This is a genomic window from Dactylosporangium cerinum (assembly GCF_042653625.1).
In the GTDB taxonomy this organism is placed as follows: Bacteria; Actinomycetota; Actinomycetes; order Mycobacteriales; family Micromonosporaceae; genus Dactylosporangium; species Dactylosporangium cerinum.
Genome location: NZ_JBHSIU010000008.1, coordinates 55,901 through 72,669 on the forward strand (window position 1 = coordinate 55,901; position 16,769 = coordinate 72,669).

Annotated in this window: 18 protein-coding genes; 7 read left to right on the forward strand and 11 right to left on the reverse strand. The window is 72.2% G+C overall.

What is annotated here, in order from left to right; genetic code table 11:
• Window positions 1–23 precede the first annotated feature (23 nt).
• From ACFPIJ_RS04980 to ACFPIJ_RS05000, 5 genes are read left to right on the forward strand one after another with little or no spacing between them, the layout of a single operon-like run.
• Window positions 24–374, forward strand: coding sequence for a YciI family protein (locus ACFPIJ_RS04980; RefSeq protein ID WP_380113407.1), 351 nt, complete (start codon window positions 24–26; stop codon window positions 372–374).
• Between the two features lie 16 nt (window positions 375–390).
• A complete protein-coding gene (locus ACFPIJ_RS04985; protein ID WP_380113408.1) occupies window positions 391–1,614 on the forward strand; it encodes an RNA polymerase sigma factor in 1,224 nt (407 codons plus the stop codon).
• Window positions 1,611–2,198 carry a hypothetical protein gene (locus ACFPIJ_RS04990; protein WP_380113409.1) on the forward strand — a complete coding sequence of 196 codons (588 nt, stop codon included), beginning with the start codon at window positions 1,611–1,613 and terminating at the stop codon, window positions 2,196–2,198. The genes ACFPIJ_RS04985 and ACFPIJ_RS04990 overlap by 4 nt, the downstream gene beginning before the upstream one ends.
• The gene (locus ACFPIJ_RS04995; RefSeq protein WP_380113410.1) at window positions 2,186–2,677 is read left to right on the forward strand and encodes a hypothetical protein; all 492 of its coding nucleotides are present in this window, start codon (window positions 2,186–2,188) and stop codon (window positions 2,675–2,677) included. Before ACFPIJ_RS04990 ends, ACFPIJ_RS04995 begins: the two co-directional genes overlap by 13 nt.
• On the forward strand, window positions 2,674–3,051 hold the full coding sequence (locus ACFPIJ_RS05000; protein ID WP_380113411.1) for a hypothetical protein: 378 nt from the start codon (window positions 2,674–2,676) through the stop codon (window positions 3,049–3,051). The genes ACFPIJ_RS04995 and ACFPIJ_RS05000 overlap by 4 nt, the downstream gene beginning before the upstream one ends.
• On the opposite strand, the gene ACFPIJ_RS05005 is transcribed toward ACFPIJ_RS05000, so the two are convergent.
• Window positions 3,044–4,333 (reverse strand): glycosyltransferase, encoded by a 1,290-nt coding sequence (locus ACFPIJ_RS05005; RefSeq protein WP_380113412.1) that lies wholly within the window; start codon window positions 4,331–4,333, stop codon window positions 3,044–3,046. The two genes, ACFPIJ_RS05000 and ACFPIJ_RS05005, sit on opposite strands and share 8 nt — an antisense overlap.
• 77 nt (window positions 4,334–4,410) lie before the next feature.
• Here ACFPIJ_RS05005 and ACFPIJ_RS05010 point away from each other — a divergent pair, with 77 nt between their 5' ends.
• Entirely contained in the window at window positions 4,411–5,061 is a 651-nt protein-coding gene (locus ACFPIJ_RS05010; RefSeq protein ID WP_380113413.1) for a hypothetical protein, read from the forward strand.
• 38 nt (window positions 5,062–5,099) lie between these two features.
• Here ACFPIJ_RS05010 and ACFPIJ_RS05015 read toward each other — a convergent pair whose 3' ends face one another.
• From ACFPIJ_RS05015 to ACFPIJ_RS05040, 6 genes are read right to left on the reverse strand one after another with little or no spacing between them, the layout of a single operon-like run.
• Window positions 5,100–6,329 (reverse strand): glycosyl hydrolase, encoded by a 1,230-nt coding sequence (locus ACFPIJ_RS05015; protein ID WP_380113414.1) that lies wholly within the window; start codon window positions 6,327–6,329, stop codon window positions 5,100–5,102.
• A gap of 39 nt (window positions 6,330–6,368) precedes the next feature.
• Entirely contained in the window at window positions 6,369–7,184 is an 816-nt protein-coding gene (locus ACFPIJ_RS05020) for a carbohydrate ABC transporter permease (RefSeq protein ID WP_380113415.1), read from the reverse strand.
• Window positions 7,181–8,089, reverse strand: coding sequence for a carbohydrate ABC transporter permease (locus ACFPIJ_RS05025; protein WP_380113416.1), 909 nt, complete (start codon window positions 8,087–8,089; stop codon window positions 7,181–7,183). Before ACFPIJ_RS05025 ends, ACFPIJ_RS05020 begins: the two co-directional genes overlap by 4 nt.
• Complete coding sequence (gene ngcE, locus ACFPIJ_RS05030) at window positions 8,089–9,507, reverse strand: N-acetylglucosamine/diacetylchitobiose ABC transporter substrate-binding protein (RefSeq protein WP_380113417.1); 1,419 nt, start codon at window positions 9,505–9,507, stop codon at window positions 8,089–8,091. Before ngcE ends, ACFPIJ_RS05025 begins: the two co-directional genes overlap by 1 nt.
• Before the next feature lie 16 nt (window positions 9,508–9,523).
• Window positions 9,524–10,246 carry a sugar isomerase domain-containing protein gene (locus ACFPIJ_RS05035; protein ID WP_380113446.1) on the reverse strand — a complete coding sequence of 241 codons (723 nt, stop codon included), beginning with the start codon at window positions 10,244–10,246 and terminating at the stop codon, window positions 9,524–9,526.
• A 29-nt stretch (window positions 10,247–10,275) separates the two neighbouring features.
• A complete protein-coding gene (locus ACFPIJ_RS05040; protein ID WP_373318949.1) occupies window positions 10,276–11,202 on the reverse strand; it encodes a MurR/RpiR family transcriptional regulator in 927 nt (308 codons plus the stop codon).
• 86 nt (window positions 11,203–11,288) lie between these two features.
• Here ACFPIJ_RS05040 and ACFPIJ_RS05045 point away from each other — a divergent pair, with 86 nt between their 5' ends.
• Window positions 11,289–12,197: an N-acetylglucosamine kinase gene (locus tag ACFPIJ_RS05045; RefSeq protein WP_380113418.1), complete on the forward strand. Its 909-nt coding sequence runs from the start codon at window positions 11,289–11,291 to the stop codon at window positions 12,195–12,197.
• Here the strand turns inward: ACFPIJ_RS05045 and ACFPIJ_RS05050 are convergent.
• The 4 genes from ACFPIJ_RS05050 to ACFPIJ_RS05065 form a co-directional block, all read right to left on the reverse strand.
• Entirely contained in the window at window positions 12,161–13,246 is a 1,086-nt protein-coding gene (locus tag ACFPIJ_RS05050; RefSeq protein ID WP_380113420.1) for a winged helix DNA-binding domain-containing protein, read from the reverse strand. The two genes, ACFPIJ_RS05045 and ACFPIJ_RS05050, sit on opposite strands and share 37 nt — an antisense overlap.
• 26 nt (window positions 13,247–13,272) lie before the next feature.
• Window positions 13,273–15,279: a helicase-associated domain-containing protein gene (locus ACFPIJ_RS05055; protein ID WP_380113447.1), complete on the reverse strand. Its 2,007-nt coding sequence runs from the start codon at window positions 15,277–15,279 to the stop codon at window positions 13,273–13,275.
• A 52-nt stretch (window positions 15,280–15,331) separates the two neighbouring features.
• Window positions 15,332–16,228: a CE1 family esterase gene (locus ACFPIJ_RS05060; protein WP_380113421.1), complete on the reverse strand. Its 897-nt coding sequence runs from the start codon at window positions 16,226–16,228 to the stop codon at window positions 15,332–15,334.
• 230 nt (window positions 16,229–16,458) lie between these two features.
• Window positions 16,459–16,743, reverse strand: a complete 285-nt coding sequence (locus ACFPIJ_RS05065) for a hypothetical protein (RefSeq protein ID WP_380113422.1) — start codon at window positions 16,741–16,743, stop codon at window positions 16,459–16,461.
• Between the last annotated feature and the right edge of the window lie 26 nt (window positions 16,744–16,769).

Sequence of the window (16,769 nt, forward strand, 5' to 3'; positions counted from 1 at the left end):
GCACCTACAACGGGAGATTCGCGATGCGGTACATGCTGATGCACAAGCTCAACGACGCCGACCCGGCCCAGTGGTCGCCGACCCCGGAGTTCCTGGTCCGGATGGGCGAGTTCATGACCGATGTCAACAAGGCGGGCGTGCTGCTCGCCGCCGAGGGGCTGCTGCCGAGCTCCGCGGGCGCGGCCACGATCACCGTCAAGAACGGTCAGCAGACCGTCGTCGACGGGCCGTTCGCCGAGGCCAAGGAGGTCATCGGCGGGTTCGCGATCGTCCAGGTCCGCGACCACGCCGAGGCCGTCGAGTGGGGCCAGCGCTTCGCCGCGCTGTTCGACGAGGTCGAGGTCGAGGTCCGCAAGGTCGGCGAGCACGGCTGAGGGTTACCTTGGCTGCGTGACTACGGACACCCACACTGCGATCGAGGCGGTCTGGCGGATCGAGGCGGCCAGGGTCATCGCCGGGGTGGCGCGGATGGTCGGTGACGTCGGCCTCGCCGAGGAGCTGGCCCAGGACGCCCTCCTGGCCGCGCTCGAGCAGTGGCCGGCCGAGGGCGTGCCGCGCAACCCCGGCGCCTGGCTGATGACGACCGCGAAGCGACGCGCGATCGACCAGATCAGGCGCCGGGAGCGGTTCGAGGCGCGGATGCCCGACCTGCTGCAACCGGACACCGTCGACGGGGAGTTCGACGCCATCGGCGAGGACACCATCGAGGACGACCTGCTCCGGCTCATCTTCACGGCCTGCCACCCGGTGCTCACCTCCGAGTCCCGGGTGGCGCTGACCCTGCGGGTGCTCGGCGGGCTGTCCACCGACGAGATCGCCCGGGCGTTCCTGGTGCCGGGCGCGACCGTCGGCCAGCGCATCAGCCGCGCGAAGAAGACCCTGGCCGACGCGAAGGTGCCGTTCGAGCTGCCGGACGCCGCGGCCCGTGCCGAGCGCCTCGCCTCCGTGCTCGAGGTCATCTACCTGATCTTCAACGAGGGATACTCGGCCACCGCCGGCGACGACTGGATGCGGCCCGCCCTCTGCGAAGAGGCGATGCGCCTCGGCCGGGTCCTCGCCGGCCTCACGCCGGCCGAGGCGGAGGTGCACGGCCTCATCGCGCTCATGGAGATCCAGGCGTCCCGCTCGGCGGCGCGCACCGGCCCGGCCGGCGAGCCGATCGTCCTGCTGGAACAGGACCGGAGCCGGTGGGACCGGCTCCTCATCCGCCGCGGGCTGGCCGCCCTGGACCGGGCCGAGGAGCTCGGCGGCGGCACGTACACGCTGCAGGCCGCGATCGCCGCCTGCCACGCCCGCGCGGCGACCGCCGCGGACACCGACTGGCACCGCATCGCCGCCCTGTACGCCGAGCTGCCGCCGTCCCCGGTCGTCGAGCTCAACCGGGCGGTCGCCGTCTCGATGGCCGACGGGCCCGCCGCCGGCCTGGCCGTGCTCGACCCGCTGCTCACCGACGCGTCGCTGCGCAACTACCACCTGCTGCCGACGGTCCGCGCCGACTTCCTGGTGAAGCTCGGCCGCCGCGACGAGGCCCGCGCGGAGTTCGAACGGGCCGCGGCGATGACCCGCAACGAGCGCGAGCGGACCATGCTGCTGGACCGGGCCGCCGCGCTGTGACCTACTGGCTGGACATCGAGACCACCGGGGCGGACAGCCTGGTCGTCGGCCACGTCCAGGACCGGGTGGACCGGGCGTTCGACGGCGGGAAATGGCTGCGGCAGCGGTTCGGGGCGACCCGCACGGTGGAGCTGCGCATGGTGGCGACCGCCGCGCCGGTGGCCTCGGCCGGTGGCGCCGCCAAGCTCGGCGGCCACCGCAGGCGGCTCGTCGCCGAGGTGCGGGTGCCGGCCGTCTGGTTCCCGGGCACCTGGGCCGTGGACGCCGGTTCCGGGCTGCTCGGGTTCCGCCTGATGGGCGCGACGCTGCTCGGCCTCGACGCGATCGGCGCCGAGTTCGGCCTCGGGCCGTGCCCGCTGCGCACGCCAGGCACCCGCCTGCGCCGCGAACAGCAACTCGACTGCACCGAGGACGACGCCCTGGAGGCGGCCGTCGACCGGCTCACGGCCGCGCTGCCGCCGGGCCGGCTGCTGCTGGTCGCCGGCGACGAGGCCGACGAGGACCGGCCCTGGCACCGTGCGGTCGCGGCCCGGTTGGCGGCAACCCCGGTCACGGACGCCGAGGTGCCCGCGTGGATGACCTGACCGTGCACCTGGCACTGCCGGGTCCCGACCGGCTGTTGGCTGACGCGGTCCCGGTGGTGCAGCGGTGGCTCACCGAGTGGTCCGACTACGGCACCGTGACGATCGCCCTGACCCCCGCCGCGCGGGTCGAGACCGTCGACGCAGGAGTGACCGACGCGGCGGGCGCCCGGGCCGCCGTCCTGCGCGCGGTCCTCCGCGGCATCGACCGGGCCGCCCTGCTGTCCGCGCTGCTGGGCGCGATCCGCCGGCGCATCGACCCGCCGGTGATCGTCGCCGCCGGCGACCCACCGCCCGCCGGCGGCGGGGAGCTGTGGCACTTCGAGAGCTTCGGCGCCGGCGAGATGGCCGTCTTCATGCGCGTCGACGAGGACGCGTTCGACGACCTCGAAGGGACGCTGGAGGCCATGCTGGGCGACGTGGCGAGCCTGCAGGAACCGGCCTACCACGACGGCGTCGGCCAGTGGGTGCTCGGCGGGTGACGGTGTTCCCGGAGGCGGAGATCGCGGCGCGGGTGCCGGCCGCCACGATCTCCACCCGGCTGCTCGAAGACGGGGCGACCACCTTCACCGTCGTAGGCCTGGACGACGACGATCCCTCCCTGATCGTCATCGCGTCGCCGACCGCGCCGGACGCGATGGTGCTGTGCGCGGAGTACACCTTCGAGGGCGTGCGCCGCGACGACGTGGCCGACCTGGTCGCCGCGATCCTCCAGTACAACGCCCGGCTCACGATCACGCGGGGACTGTGGCGCTTCACGCAGTTGTCGGTGCCGACCGCGCACGACACGTACGTCGCGGGGCGGCGCTACAAGCACGACCTCGAACCCTGGGAGCAGCGCCTGCTGGTCACCTGATGCCGGCCGCGTTGCCGGCCACCGCGCCCACCAGGGCGAGGAGGGTCGCCGGGGTGTCGATGGCGGCGTAGGCGTCGCGGAGGCGGGCCGCGCCGGCCGTGAACGACGGCTCGGTCAGCACCCGGTCGATCGCCGCGCGCAGGTCCTCGTCTCCGGGGGCGGCGCTGCGCAGGCGGATGCCGGCGCCGGTCCACGCGACCCGGGCCGCGACCTCCGGCTTGTCCTCGGTGACGCCGGCGACGACGAGCGGCACGCCGTGCGCGAGCGCGGTCTGCACGCCGCCGTAACCACCGTTGGTGACCATCGCGCTCGTGTACGGCAGCAGCGCGCCGTGCGGGATGAACGCGGCGGCGCGGGCGTTGGCCGGCAGCGGGCCCAGCACCGCCGGGTCGGCGCCGCCGGTGGTCGCCACGACCAGCACATCGGCGCCCGCCAGGACCCGGATCGTGCGGGTGACCAGGGCAGACAGGTCGGCGTTGGCGACCGTGCCCTGCGTGACGTGCACGACCGGACGGCCACCGGAGGTGACGTCGGACCACCACGGCGGCGGGACGAAGTCCGCGGCCGGCCCGGCGTCCAGCGAGCCCACGAACCGCACCTGCGGCGGCAGGTCCGAGCGCGGGTACTCGAAGGCGGCGACCCCGTTCTGCAGGTGCAGCATCGGCGAGATGTTGGACAACGGCGACGCGGACGTCGGCGGCAGCTCGAGCCGGGCCCGGATGGCCGCCCAGTGCTGCTGCACGTCACGGAGCAGGACGCGGTCCATCGCGGCGTAGAGGGCCCGGTTGCGCAGCCGGCCGGCGAACGAGGCGGACGGCGGCAGGGCGGTGCCGAAGGGCGCGGTGTCGCGGCTCGGGATCGGCAGCGGGCTGATCCCGACCGAGACCCAGGGCGCGCCGGTCAGCTCGTGGAAGGCGGAGGCGCCGACGAACCCCATGTCGGCGACGATCGCGTCGTACCGCTGCCCGGCGACGAGCGCGTGCAGCTCGGCGACCTGCCGCGGGACCGGGTCAAGGAACAGGTGCTTGAGGTCCCACTTGATGCCGGCCAGCCCGGTCTTCCCGGCGCGGCCGGGGTGGTCGTCGCTGAACGTGTCGCCGTGCTGGTCGAGCTCGGGGTGCATCGGCACGAACGCGGCGCCGGTCGCGAGGACCCCCTCCCGCATGCGCAGTCCGGCGTACCAGTCGACGGCGTGCCCGGCCTGGACGAGCGCACGGGCGATGGGCTTGAGCGGGTTCGTGTGTCCGGCGGAAGGCATGGACGCGAACAGGAAACGGGCCATGTCCGGGAACACGACCAGGCAGGCACCACAGTTCGGTCCCGGCACTGTCGCATGGACGTCACCGCTAGGGTTGGCCGGTGACCCATGACGAGGGGGTCGCCGCGGCGCGGGCGGCGGTGGCGCGGGTCGACCCGGCCGCGGTCGGCGCGGCGTTCGTGGTCAGCCTGGCGACCCGGCGGCTGGACCTGCGCTCGGCGCTGGGCTCCTACGCGGTGGGCCGGCACCTGCCCGAGCACCCGTTCCGGCAGGGCATGGCCGGCTGCCGGGTGTGCGGCCTGTACGAGCGCGACACCCCGATCAGCGTGACCGAGCTGGACCACGAGCGGCGCACCTGGGGCGGGGTCCGGCACGAGGACCCGCGATACGTCGCGTTCGACCTCACCGAGTTCCTGAGCACCCCGCAGCCGGTGCCGGGGGAGCGGGATGTCGCGCTGTGCCGGTCGGTGCTGGCGGCGTTGCGGGCGCTGCCGCCGGCGACGACCGCCGCCAAGGCGGGCCCGGCCCTGCGGATGGTGCCGGGCAACAAGCACGAGCGCGACGTGCTGCTCGAGATCCTCGGATACTGCGGGATCCTGCAGACCGACGCGCACCGCGGCTTCGCGGACGGCTTCGTCGAGCACGACGACCGCGCGCAGCGCAACACCGACCTGGCGTACCCGATCCGCTGGTGGAAGGCCGGCGACGGGGTCAACGACACGAACGTGGCCAGGTTCCTGGCGGTGGCATAGCGGTGGGGCCGCCCTGATCAGGCGGCCCCACCCCTCGGTCAGCAGTGGCCGAGGTCCTCCCAGTTGGCGGTCCAGCCGGGTTCGGAGCCCTGTGTCCACCACTTGGCGCGCCACAGGTGCTTGCCCTGGCCCGAGGCGGGGCCGTTGGGGTCGCCGTACTTGCTCTTCTCGTGCTTCACCGTCTGGCCGGTGGTGTACACCGCGCTGATCGACCACTCCGGTGCGGCCGTGCAGCTGGTGGCCGGCGGGGTGGAGGTGGACGGCGACGGCGACGCGGACGGCGACTTCGAGGGCGACGAAGACGGCTGCGGCGACGTCGATCCGCTCGGCGTCACGCAGGGGCCCGCCGAGTCGACCGTGTCGGTGAAGCTGTTGCCCGCCGAGCGGTAGGCGCCCGCCTGCGCGGTCACCTGCGCCGGGGTCAGGGCCTGGTTCTTGGCGAACAGGACCCAGTCGACCTGCTGGATGTAGGTCGACAGGCCGCCGGTGTGCGTCGCGGTGTCGATGAACCAGAGGTTCCAGTTGATCGTCATCGTCTGGCGCGGGTAGAACTTGCCGGAGTGGTCGCCGACCTGCACGCCGTCGATGTAGTAGATGACGTGCCCGTTCGCCACGGTGGCGACCAGGTCGTGCCAGCCGTCGAGGCTGGAGCGCTGCTCCGAGTGCACGTTGTCGGCGAACCACGGGTCGCCGCGGTACGTGTACCAGGTCGTCTGGTAGTTGATCGGCCCGGTCTCGCCCCAGCCGCCGTTCGGCAGGTACTCCGAGATGTCCAGCTCGCTGTAGGTGGGGTCGAGGTCACCGTTGAGCGGGCTGATGGTGAAGAACGTCTCGTTGATGTGGTCGCCGTCGTTGCCGCTGACGGGCGTGTCGGTGAAGCGGACCCGGCTTGCGTAGGTGCCCTCGAAGTACCGCTTCTGCGCCGAGTACAGCTCGGCCTGGTTGGTGCCGCCGCCGGTGCCGTCCGTCGACGCCTGCAGCTGCAGCACCTTCTGACCGCCGTTGGTCGGGAAGGTGATGCTGTTGGCCGACCAGGTGGCGCCGGGCACGCCGGGACCGCCGGCGTACGTGCGTGGCACCCAGCCGTGGCCGGTCAGGTTGGGGTCGGAGGACGAGCTGTAGTTGAAGTCGTCGAACAGGTATCCGCAGTTGTTCGCCGCGGCGCTGGCGGTGCCGACGGTGGCCGCGGTCACGGCGACGGCGCCGACCCCGACGAGCAGCGCGGCTCCGGCCGCAGCCGCCAAAGATCGACGTTTACCGATGGACATGGGCACAGTCCTCCTTGAGGGGAAAGGAGTTGATGGACCTTACTTGACCGCGCCGGCGGTCATACCGGCTCGGATGTGCCGTTGGAACGCGACGTAAGCGATGAGCACCGGCAGCATTGCGATGGTGAGACCGGCGAACAGACCGCTCCAGTCGCTGCGATACCCCTGACTGACCGACAGGGCGGCCAAACCCTGCGCCAGGACATACCGATCTGGGTCGGGGTTGAGAACCAGGGGGAGCAGGTACTGGTTCCAGAGCCCGAGGAAGTTGAAGATGCCGACGGCGACGAGACCGGGACGGGCCATGGGCAGCATGACGCGGAAGAACACCGTGCCGTGCGAGCAGCCGTCCAGGAATGCCGCCTCCGCCACCTCCGAGGGGAGCGTTTTGAAGAACGCGTGCAGGAAGAAGATGGTGAAGGGCACCGCGTAGGCCGCGTAGACCAGGATCAACCCCTGGTAGGTGCCGAGCAGGCCGAGCTGCTCCACGACGAAGAACAGCGGCACGAGGGCCAGGAACACCGGGAAGAACATCGCCGCTACGAACACGTAGTAGATGAGCCGGTTGCCGCGGAACTCGTACCGGGCCAGGGCGTAGGCGACCATCGAGCCGAGCAGCATCGTGAGCAGCAGGCCGCCGCCGACGACGATGAGGCTGTTGAAGAAGTACCGGCCGATGTTCGCCTGGCTCCAGGCGCGGCTCCAGTTGCCCCACTGCGGTTCCGTGGGCAGCGACCACGGGTCGTTGAGGATGTCGCTGTCGGTCTTGAAGGAGCTGACGATCGCCCACAGCAACGGCAGCGCGGTGACGACTCCCCAGGCCAGCATCGCCAGGTGGATGGGGACCCTTTTCATGACAGCTCCAGCCGCTCTTTGCGACCCGAACGCAGTGCCAGCACCGCGAGGGTCAGGGTGGCGAAAAACAGCGTCACGCCCATCGCGGAGGCGTAGCCGAACTTGCCGTAGGTGAAGGCGGCCCGGTAGAGCGAGAGTCCGATGACCTCGGTCGCGCCGTCGGGTCCGCCGGGTCCGACGGTCATGATCTGCACGACCGCGAACCCGTCGAGCGCCGTGATGCCCAGATAGACGAAGGAGACCTGCACCGTGTCGCGGACCAGCGGCAGGGTCACCCTGCGGAACGTGGCCCAGCGGCCGGCGCCGTCGAGCAGCGCCGCCTCGAAGAGCTCCTTCGGGATCCCGTCGATCGCCGCGCTGAACAGCACCATGTAGAAGCCGACCGACGACCAGACCAGCACCGCCATGATGGCTGGCAGGGCCAGCTTCGGCTCGGCCAGCCAGCTGCGGGCGAGGCCGTCCAGGCCGACCGCCCGCAACGCCCCGTTGAGCAGGCCGTTGGTCGGGTTGTAGACGAACTGCCACAGCACCGCGACGATCACCAGCGACAGCAACTGAGGGAAGAAGTAGACGATCTGGTAGGCACCCGACCCGCGGATCCCCTTCCGGCCGCTGCCGCCGCCGAGGTGCAGCATGCTGGCCAGGAACAGGCCCAGCGCGATGGTCACCAGCGGCACGCAGATCAGCATCACCGCGTTGTTGCGCACGGCGTCGAGAAACAGGGAGTCGCCGCCGAGGCGGGCGTAGTTGCCCGCCCCGACGAAGTGCGCCTCGCCGGCCACGCCGGTCCAGTCGGTGAGCGACAGGTAGAACGCCTGCCCGTACGGTGACAGCACGAAGACGACGTGCAGCACGAGCGCGGGCAGCAGCGCACCGATGAGGAACCGGAGCCGACCGTGTTTCATCAGCGGGTGTACTTCTTGACGGAGCTGTCCTTCGCGAGCGCGTCAGCGGCCTTCTGGATCCGGTCGGCCCACTCCGCGGGCGTCGCGCGCTTGTTGATCAGCTCGCCGGTGGCGTCGTCCACGGCCTTCGCCAGGGGCGCGTACCAGGTGCGGAAGCGGTAGGTGAAGGCTTCCTTGCCGGCGGCGTTGACCGCGTCGCGGGTCGAGCCGAGGCCGCTGCTGAGCGTCAGCCCGTCGGTCGCGCCGGCGATCGCGGGCAGCGTCCCGGCGGTCTCGGCGAAGCTGCGCGCCGACTGCTTCGAGAACAGGATCCGCAGGTACTCCAGGCCACCGGCGACGTTCTTCGCCTTCGAGGGCACGATGAACGACTCGCTGCTCGCCGCCTGGATCGCGGCGGCGCCGAACTTGTCGGAGCTGGTGCGGGCCGGCACGGCGCCCATGACCATGTCGAAGCCCTTCGGCGCGACGTCCTTCTGCTCGGCCTCCAGCCAGGAACCGGAGGGGATGAACGCGGCCTTGCCCTGGCACCACGCGGCCTGCGCCTCGGTGTGCGACAGCGCCTCCGAGCCGGCCATGATGTAGCCCTTCGCGGCCAGCTCCGCGAACGCCTCGGCGGCGGCCTTGAGCCCGTCGGCCTTCCAGGCGTTGGGCTGCAGGTTGTCCACGGCCTTGATGAGGTCCGTGCCGCCGGTCTTCGCCGCCATGCTCAGCAGCGGGTCGTTCATGTACTCAGGGTATTTGCCCTGATACGTCCATGGGGCGATGCCCGCCGCCTTGATCGTGGCGCAGAGGGCGATCATCTCGTCCCACGTCTTCGGGTACGTCCAGCCCTTGCTCGCGAACAGCGGCTTGGAGTACCAGATGCCCCACGCGGTGTAGGTGAAGTTGAGCACCAGCGGGGCGCCGTCGAACGTGCCGTCCTCGACCACGCCGGGCAGCAGCGTGTCCTTGAACTTGACCGCCGGGTCGTCGAACGACGGTGCGTCCAGCAGATCGTTGAGGTTCGACAGCTGCTTCGCGCCGACCAGGGCGGCCAGGTCGAGCCGCCCGGCGCCGGTGTTGTCCACGACGTCCGGCGGGGTGTTGGCGACGAACCGCGGCTGCAGCGCCTCGCCGACCTTCTGGATGCCCTTGTGATCGATCGTCGCCTTCGGATACTTCTGCGTGTAGAGGCCTTCGGCCTTCTTCGCGTAGTCGTCGCCGTAGCCGCCCTTGAAGATGACGACCTCCAGGGCCGCGTCCTCCTTGACGCCCAGCGGGTTCGTGGCGCTCTTGTCGCCGGCCGCGCTCGCCGGCTTGTCGTCGTCACCGCTGGTCACACAGGCGCTGAGCAGCGGCAGCGTCGCGCCTGCCGCGACCGCCGCGCGAAGGACGGTCCGTCTCGTCGGGTACGGTTGAGCGAAGGGTGATGGGTTCATGACTGGGCCTTCTCTCCTAAGCGGTACGCCGGATGCGCCCGGCGTACCGCGCTTCGAGTGCTGCGTTGTGCTCCCGCCCGCCTGGAACGTTGTCGGACAGGTAGATCGGCGGCGTGACGCCGAGTGCCAACAGGCGCGCCACCACTTCGGTGACGATCTGCTGGGCCAGCAGGGCCGCGGTGACCGAGGAGACGGCGCCGACGGCGCCACCTCCCGGCAGGGGCAGCGACGCGTCGCCGTAGGGTGCCCCGTTGTCGAGGACCACGTCGGCGAAGTCGCTGAGCTTCATGCCGCTCTCGTGCCGCGAGTCGACGCGCGCCGAGTGCTCCAGCGACGTGATCGCGATGAGGGCGTGCCCGCGCTGCTTGACGAGCTGCGCCATCTCCACCACGGCGCCGTTCACACCGGAGTTGGAGGCGATGACGAACGTGTCGTCGGGCTTGACGGGGGCGAGATCGTAGAGCCGGTGCGCGACGCTCGGCGTGCGCTCCAGCTGCGGGTCGCCGAGGACGCCGGCGGCGTCGCCGCCGTAGAGGACGATGTCGCGCAGCGCGATCTTGTTGGTCGGCACCAGGCCGCCGGCCCGGCCGGCGATCTCCATCGCGAGGGCCTCGGAGTGCCCGCAGCCGAACGCCTGGATCACCCCGCCGGCCTGCAGCGTGGCGGTCATCAGGTCGGCGGCCCGCGCCACCTGCTCCACCTGGGTGCTGCTCACGCGCTCGATCGCGGCGCGGATCACCTCGACGTAGTCCCCACTTCTGATGCTGGTCACAGCGGCTTTTCCCTCCGTGGTCTCTTGCGGTTGTTGGTCGTGTCGGGCACCCGGTGCGCGTCGACGGCGCGCACCGTGAGCTCGAGGGCCTCGGCGGTCCGCTCATAGGTGCGCTGCGCGACCGCCACGTAGATGAGGTCCAGGACCAGCAGTTGCGAGTGCAGTGCGGAGAGGGCCGCGACGCGGAAGGTGGTCTCGTGGACCGACGTCGTGAACACCACGTCGGCGACCTCGGCCAGCGGCGAGCGCCCGAAGGAGGTCACCGCCACCGTCAGCGCGCCGTGGTCGGCGGCCTCGGCGAGGGTCTCGATCGCCTCGCGGGTCCGGCCGGAGTGCGACAGGCCGATCGCGACGTCGCCGGGGCCGAGCAGCGCCGCGTTGGTCAGTGCGGTGTGGGTGTCCGAGCGGTACCAGACCGGGACGCGGATGCGCTCGAGCCGGAACGCCATCTCCCGGCCGGCGGTGCCGCTGCTGCCCAGCCCGAAGATCTCGACGCGGCCGGCGGTCGCGATCGCGGCCGCGACCCGCTCGACCGCCGCGACGTCGAGCCCGGACGCGGTCGCCTGGATCGCCCTGGTGTCGGCGGCGGTGATCACGTCGAGCACCCCGTCCAGGGGGTCGTCGGGCGCGATGTCGCCGCTGATGTCGGTCTCCCAGCGGGCCTGTTCGGCGCGCCCGGTCTCGGTCGCGATGGCGACCCGCAGGTTGGCGTAGCCTTTGAAGCCGAGCGTCCGGCTGAACCGGGTCACGGTCGCCGTGGACGTGCCGGACCGCTCGGCGAGGTCGACGATGCTCGCGTGCGCAGCCGTCTCAGGATCGCTGAGGATCATCTCCGCGATCTTCGCAAGGGCCTCCGGCATGGTCGGCCCCTCGATGCGCAGCCGCCCCAGCAGCCCGCCGCTCTCACCCGTCACTCCGGTCATCCTTTTCATCGTTGCGTCTTGGCGATGAAAATTACGACCACTTCAACTTCTAGTCAATAAGCATTTTCTATGTTTCCATCATCGCCATGGTGCTCATCCTCGGGGTCGATGCCGGCGGGACGGCCTCCAAAGCGGTCGTCGTCACGCCGGACGGGACGGTCCTGGGGCGCGGGACGGCCGGTCCCGGCAACCCGTCCGCTGTCGGGTCGGCGGCCGCGGTGGCGATCGGCAAGGCGGTCCGCGAGGCACTCGGCCCGCACGACCCGGGCGGGGTCGTCGCGGGCGTGGTGGGAGTCGCCGGGGTCAGCATCGTCGCGGACCCCGGCGTCGCCGCCGCGTTCACCGGCCAGTGGACGGACATCGGGCTGACCTGCCCGGTCACGGTCGTCGCCGACGTGGTGACCGCGTTCGCCGCGGGCACCACCGCCACGTCGGGGCGGGTGCTCATCGCGGGGACCGGCGCGGTCGCGGCGTTGATCGATGGGCCGCGGATCGAGCGCGTGGTGGACGGCCTCGGCTGGCTGCTCGGCGACGAGGGCTCCGGCCTGTGGCTCGGCCTCCAGGCGGTCCGGCACGCCGCCCGGCACTGGTCCTCGTCAGCGCTTGCCGTCCGGGTGGCGCTGCACGCCGGCGCCGCCTCCGCCGACGACCTGGTCCACTGGGCCCAGCGGCTGCCGTTCGGGTCGTTCGCCGCGCTCGCCCCGGTCGTCTGCGAGTTCGCCACCGCCAGGGATCCGGCCGCGACCGCAATCGTCGGCGAGGCCGTCGAGCGGCTGATCGCGACGCTCGACGCCCTCGACGCTCCCGATGCTGCGGTGGTGCTGGCGGGAGGGTTGCTGTCCGGCGACACGCCGGTGCGGGCCGGGGTGCTCCAGGCGCTCCGCGCACGTGGCGGGGAGATCGGCACGGCCCACGACCCGGCCCTCGGCGCCGCAGTGCTGGCCGGCAGGCTGGCCGGTCAGCTCCGGTCCAGCCGGACGGCCACGTCGACCTGAAGGAACGCCCGCAGTCGGCCGGCCTCGTCCAGCACCGCCGCCGCATCGACGTCGGACAACCGGCGGAAGGGCGTCACGGTCAGCGCCGTGGCGGTGACCGACCACAGCCCCGCGACGAACCCGTCCACCAGGAACGTCGGGTGCACCATCGAGTAGCCCGGGCACACCCGCGCCCGGTCCTCGTCGCTGATGATCCGGGTCCGGTCCTCGTGGCTGAGCACCAGGTTGTCGAACTCCGGCAGGAAGCGCACCGGCGCCGTCTCCTCACCGGTGCCGACCGGCAGGTCCGGCAGGTCGAACAGCTCCTGCCCGCGCTCGTCACGGTAGACCCGCAGCCGGTGCCGCTCCCGCTCGACCTCGTCGCGGAGCCGTTTCATCCCCGACCAGTTCTGCAGGTCCGCGACGCTCGCCGGGCCGCACGAGGCGAGGTACCGCGACAGCAGCGTCCACACCGACGGGTGCTCCTCGAGCGGGCCGCCCAGCCAGTCCTCGGCGAGCGCGCAGGTCACGTGCCCGCGGCGGCGCCACACCCCGGACGGCGGCGGGTGGATCAGGTTCTCCTGGAGCTGCACGACCCAGGCCAGGGCGATGCCCTTGCGGCCCGGGAACCGCTCGGCGAGCTGCTTGGCCAGCTTCGGGCGGGTCATGGTCTGCCCGCGCAGGATGTCCCGGCCGGCCGCGCCGATGTCGGCCGGGTCGAGCCCGGCGAACTCGGCGGCGAACGGGGACATCCCGCCGGTGCCCAGCCGCTGCCGCAGCAGGGGCTTCAGCCAGCGGTAGTCCGCGCCGGCGGTGAGGTGCTGGGTGCGGCGCAGCAGCCCGCCGCGCACCACCCGGCCGTCGGTGAGCGCCGCGGTGAGGTGCTCGTGCTCCGGCTGCCGGGTCCTGGTCCACAACCCCACGTAGGGCGCGTCGACCTCCTGGGCCTGCACGGCGACGAGGTGCGCGACGACCTCCTCGACCGGGCGCGGGTCGGGCGCGGCGTCGGGGGTGGTCAGCAGCTGGCGCTGCAGGTAGGTGCGGTTGAGCTGGCGCCTGGTGAGGATCACGCCCATGACGCTACGGCGAGATGCGGTCAGAAACTGTCCTGATGTCCCGCCACCCGGTGCTTCCGGATCTGATCGAAGGCGATCGTGCCGTCGGCGTGCTCGCCGGCCGGGGCGTAGCCGGCGGCCCGCAGCGCGGCCAGGGTCTGCTCGGGGGGCAGCGCGCTGGCGTAGACCGTCGGGGCGAGCTCGGTGAGGCCGAGTTTGCCCAGGCTCTTCACCCTCGTCAGCTCGGCGAGGAGCGTCGTGTCCTCGCTGCGCAGCACACAGCCGACCGGCCGGACCCGCACCGCGCCGTGCCGCCGGGCCAGGTCGGTGACCAGGTACTGCAGGGGCTGCGGGACGCGACCGCCGGTGGCCGCCTCGCGCAGCGCCGCGAGGAGCTCGTCGGCGGCGGCGCCGGTGTCGAACGCCCGGCGCACCGACGCCTCGGAGAAGCGCCACGTGTGGCCGCCGCCGCGGGACTCCCGGTCGGCGGCCAGGTCGAGGAACTCGGCGAGCGCCGCCGCCGGGGCGCCGGTCGCGACGGCGGTCAGGTCACTCTGCAGCAGCACCGTGTGCTGCGCGGCCGGGATCAGCCGCTCCAGCTCGGCGAGCAGCACCGGGCGCTGGGGTGTGCCGTCCAGCCCGGCCTCCGTGGCGAGGGCCCGGCACAGGCTCGTCGGCGCGTGCAGGGCGCCGAGACCCATCAGCTCCAGCTCCCGCCACAGCAGGTAGGTCGTCGGGTACGCCTCCTCGGGGTCGGCGCCGGTGAGCAGCGGCCGCAGGTACATCTGCAGCTCGTTGATCCCGTCCAGCGACGGCAGCGCATAGCCGTCGGGCAGGCCGTTGAGCAGCGACACCAGGCTGCGCCGGAGCACGCTCACGGCCTCGTCGCGCTGGGTCCGCAGCAGCGCGGGGGCGCCGGTGTCCAGCGGGGCGGCGTCCATCATCAGCCAGGCGGTGAGCAGCTCGCCGTACTGCGCGGGCGGGTCGAGCTTCAGCCAGTCGTCGTAGTACGCCGACGGCGCGATCCGGTTGTCCGTGATGCCGATCAGGCCGGTGACGCCCGCGATGGTGAGCCACAGCCGCATCTCGAGGTCGTCGCCGCCGACGGCCTTGGCGAGCCGGCGCAGCTCACGGGTGCCGACCCCGCCGTCCTTCAGCATCGGCACCGGCGCCCGGCCGCACGCCTCCAGCACCGCGGTGACGTGGGCGAGCGCGGCACGGATCGCGGCGGCGCCGTCCCGCTGCACCATCTCGGTGCTGACCTCGACCGGCACCTGCAGCGGCGGCGCCGGGTCGAAGTCGGCGCGGAACCCGTCTTCCTGGGCCTGCCGCAACACCACGCCCACCTCGCTGGGGAGCACGGCGGCCATGCCGATCGGGTTCCACATGACCATGCCGTGGTCCACGGCCCAGCGCAGCGCCGTCGGCCGGTTGGTGCGCAGGGCGCCCATCTGCCGCGGGTCGAAGTAGAACGGGTCGCCCCCGGCGAGCGCGAGGAGCAGGTCCTTGGTGGCCTCGGGCGCGGCGGCGAACTTCGCCCGGACCGTCGCCGCGTCGGCGAGCGCGGCGCAGGCCCCGTCGAGCAGCGCCGCGCGGTCCCGCCCGACCGGCGCGTCCAGGTTGTATGCGATGCGCTGCAGCCGGTCGAGGCTCAGCTGGGCGAGCTCGAGCCGGGCCGACGGGCCGAACCCGTAGCCGCCGACGATCACCTCGTGGATCGGCGCCGTGCGGATCCACTCGCCGTCGGGCCAGGCCAGGGCGTGCCACTCCAGCCGGCCGAGCACCAGGCCCAGGTCGGCGTCGCCGACTTCCACGCCGAGCAGGTGCGCCAGGTCGGCCCGCCGGGTCCCGGCCGCGCGCAGCGACAGGGCCTCGGCGACCTGCAGCTCCGGCAGGCTCAGCGCGGCGATCGTCCCGGTCACCGTGCCCGGGTCGAGCAGCAGCTCGGCGAGCGCCTTCGGCCCATGCGGTGCCGGCCCGTCGGGTCGGTGGGCGGCGGCGAGCTCGGCCAGCCGCGACGCCGCCAGCCCTGACAGGAAGTCGAGCATGGTCTTCACGGCGACGTCCTCGTCCTCGCGCGGTCTGGTCGATCAGCGAAGGTTAGCGCTGCCGCGGGTGTGCCGCGAAGAACGCCCAGAGCACGTCGGTGGCCTTGATCTTCGCGGCGGTGTCCTTGAGCTCGCCGGCCGTCGCGCCGAACCACGCGTGGGCGCCGCCGTCGATGACGTATGCGTCCACGTCGCTGCCGTCCAGGCAGTGGCTGGTGGTCAGGTGTACGCCCGGATCCAGGGCCGGCGACGCCGACGGTGCTGCGGGTTTGGAAGTCGGTGCTCCGGGTGTGGAACAGGCGAGCCGGCCCCGCCAGGTGTCCAAGCCGGTGCGGAAGGTCGTGGCCTGCGGGTCGTCGGCGCCGATGAGGGTCACCACCGACACCGGGGAGGTCGGCTTGTAGTCCGCGGCCTCGGTCCGCCCGCCGGCGAAGCCGCCGCTGACCACGCCGATCGCGGCGAACACGCCGGGCGCCTCGACCGCGGTCCGGAAGCTCAGGTCGCCGCCGTTGGAGACGCCGGCGAGGAAGATCCGGCCGGCGTCGGCGTGCCAGTTCTCGACGAGCCGGCCGGCGACGGCCTTGACGAACCCGACGTCGTCCTGGGCGCCGCAGCAGCCGAACGCGTTGAACTGCCCGCCGACCCCTTCCGGGTACGCCACCAGGAACCCCTCCGCGTCGGCCTTGGCGTCCAGCCCCGTCAGTTCGCGCATCGCGGTGCCACTGCCGGGCCGGTAGTGCAGCGCGACGACCACCGGCACGGTCCGGGCCGGATCGTACGAGGCCGGCACGTGCAGCAGAAACGTGCGCTCCTTGTCACCCAAGGTGACGGTCAGTGTGTGGTCTCCGATCAGTGCGGTCACCGGTGAGGCGACCGGCGGTGCCGGCTTCGGCTCGGACGTGCAGGCCGCGAGCAGTGCGACCGCGAGCAGCGCGAATCCCTGTCTCATGCCTCGCCAGGGTAGGCGTGGTAGCACATTTCCACCGGCCCGATCGCCTACCGTCACCGCGAAGGAAGTCGATCTTCAACATTTTCCGGGATGAATCGACCAAATCAGGATCAGTCCCAAAATCTCAGCCCTGCAACGGGTTTCGCGTTCCCTCACCCGGCCGTATGTTGTCGGACGTCAAGTTTCGTGAGGCGGGAGTCGTTGTGGGAAACCTGCTGTTCAGGAGACAACTACAGGGCCACGGGTGCGAGTGACCGCATCGCGCTGAACGGCCCGTGCCCGAAGCCCTCGACGTCGCCGTCTCCGTCCCCCTCGGCGTCTCCCTCGCCGTCTCCGTCGAAGTCGGCGTCGACGTCGCCGTCCGCGTCGAAGTCGGTCAGCCCGTCGCCGACGCCGAACCTGCCCCTCACCGGCTCCAGCACCACGTTGCCGCTGGTCGGCACCGGTGCCGCGCTGGTCGTCGGTGGGGTGGCCCTGGTCGCGACCCTGCGCCGTCGTCGCCGGGTGACGTTCACCGCCGAGTAGTCCGGCGGATCCGCTG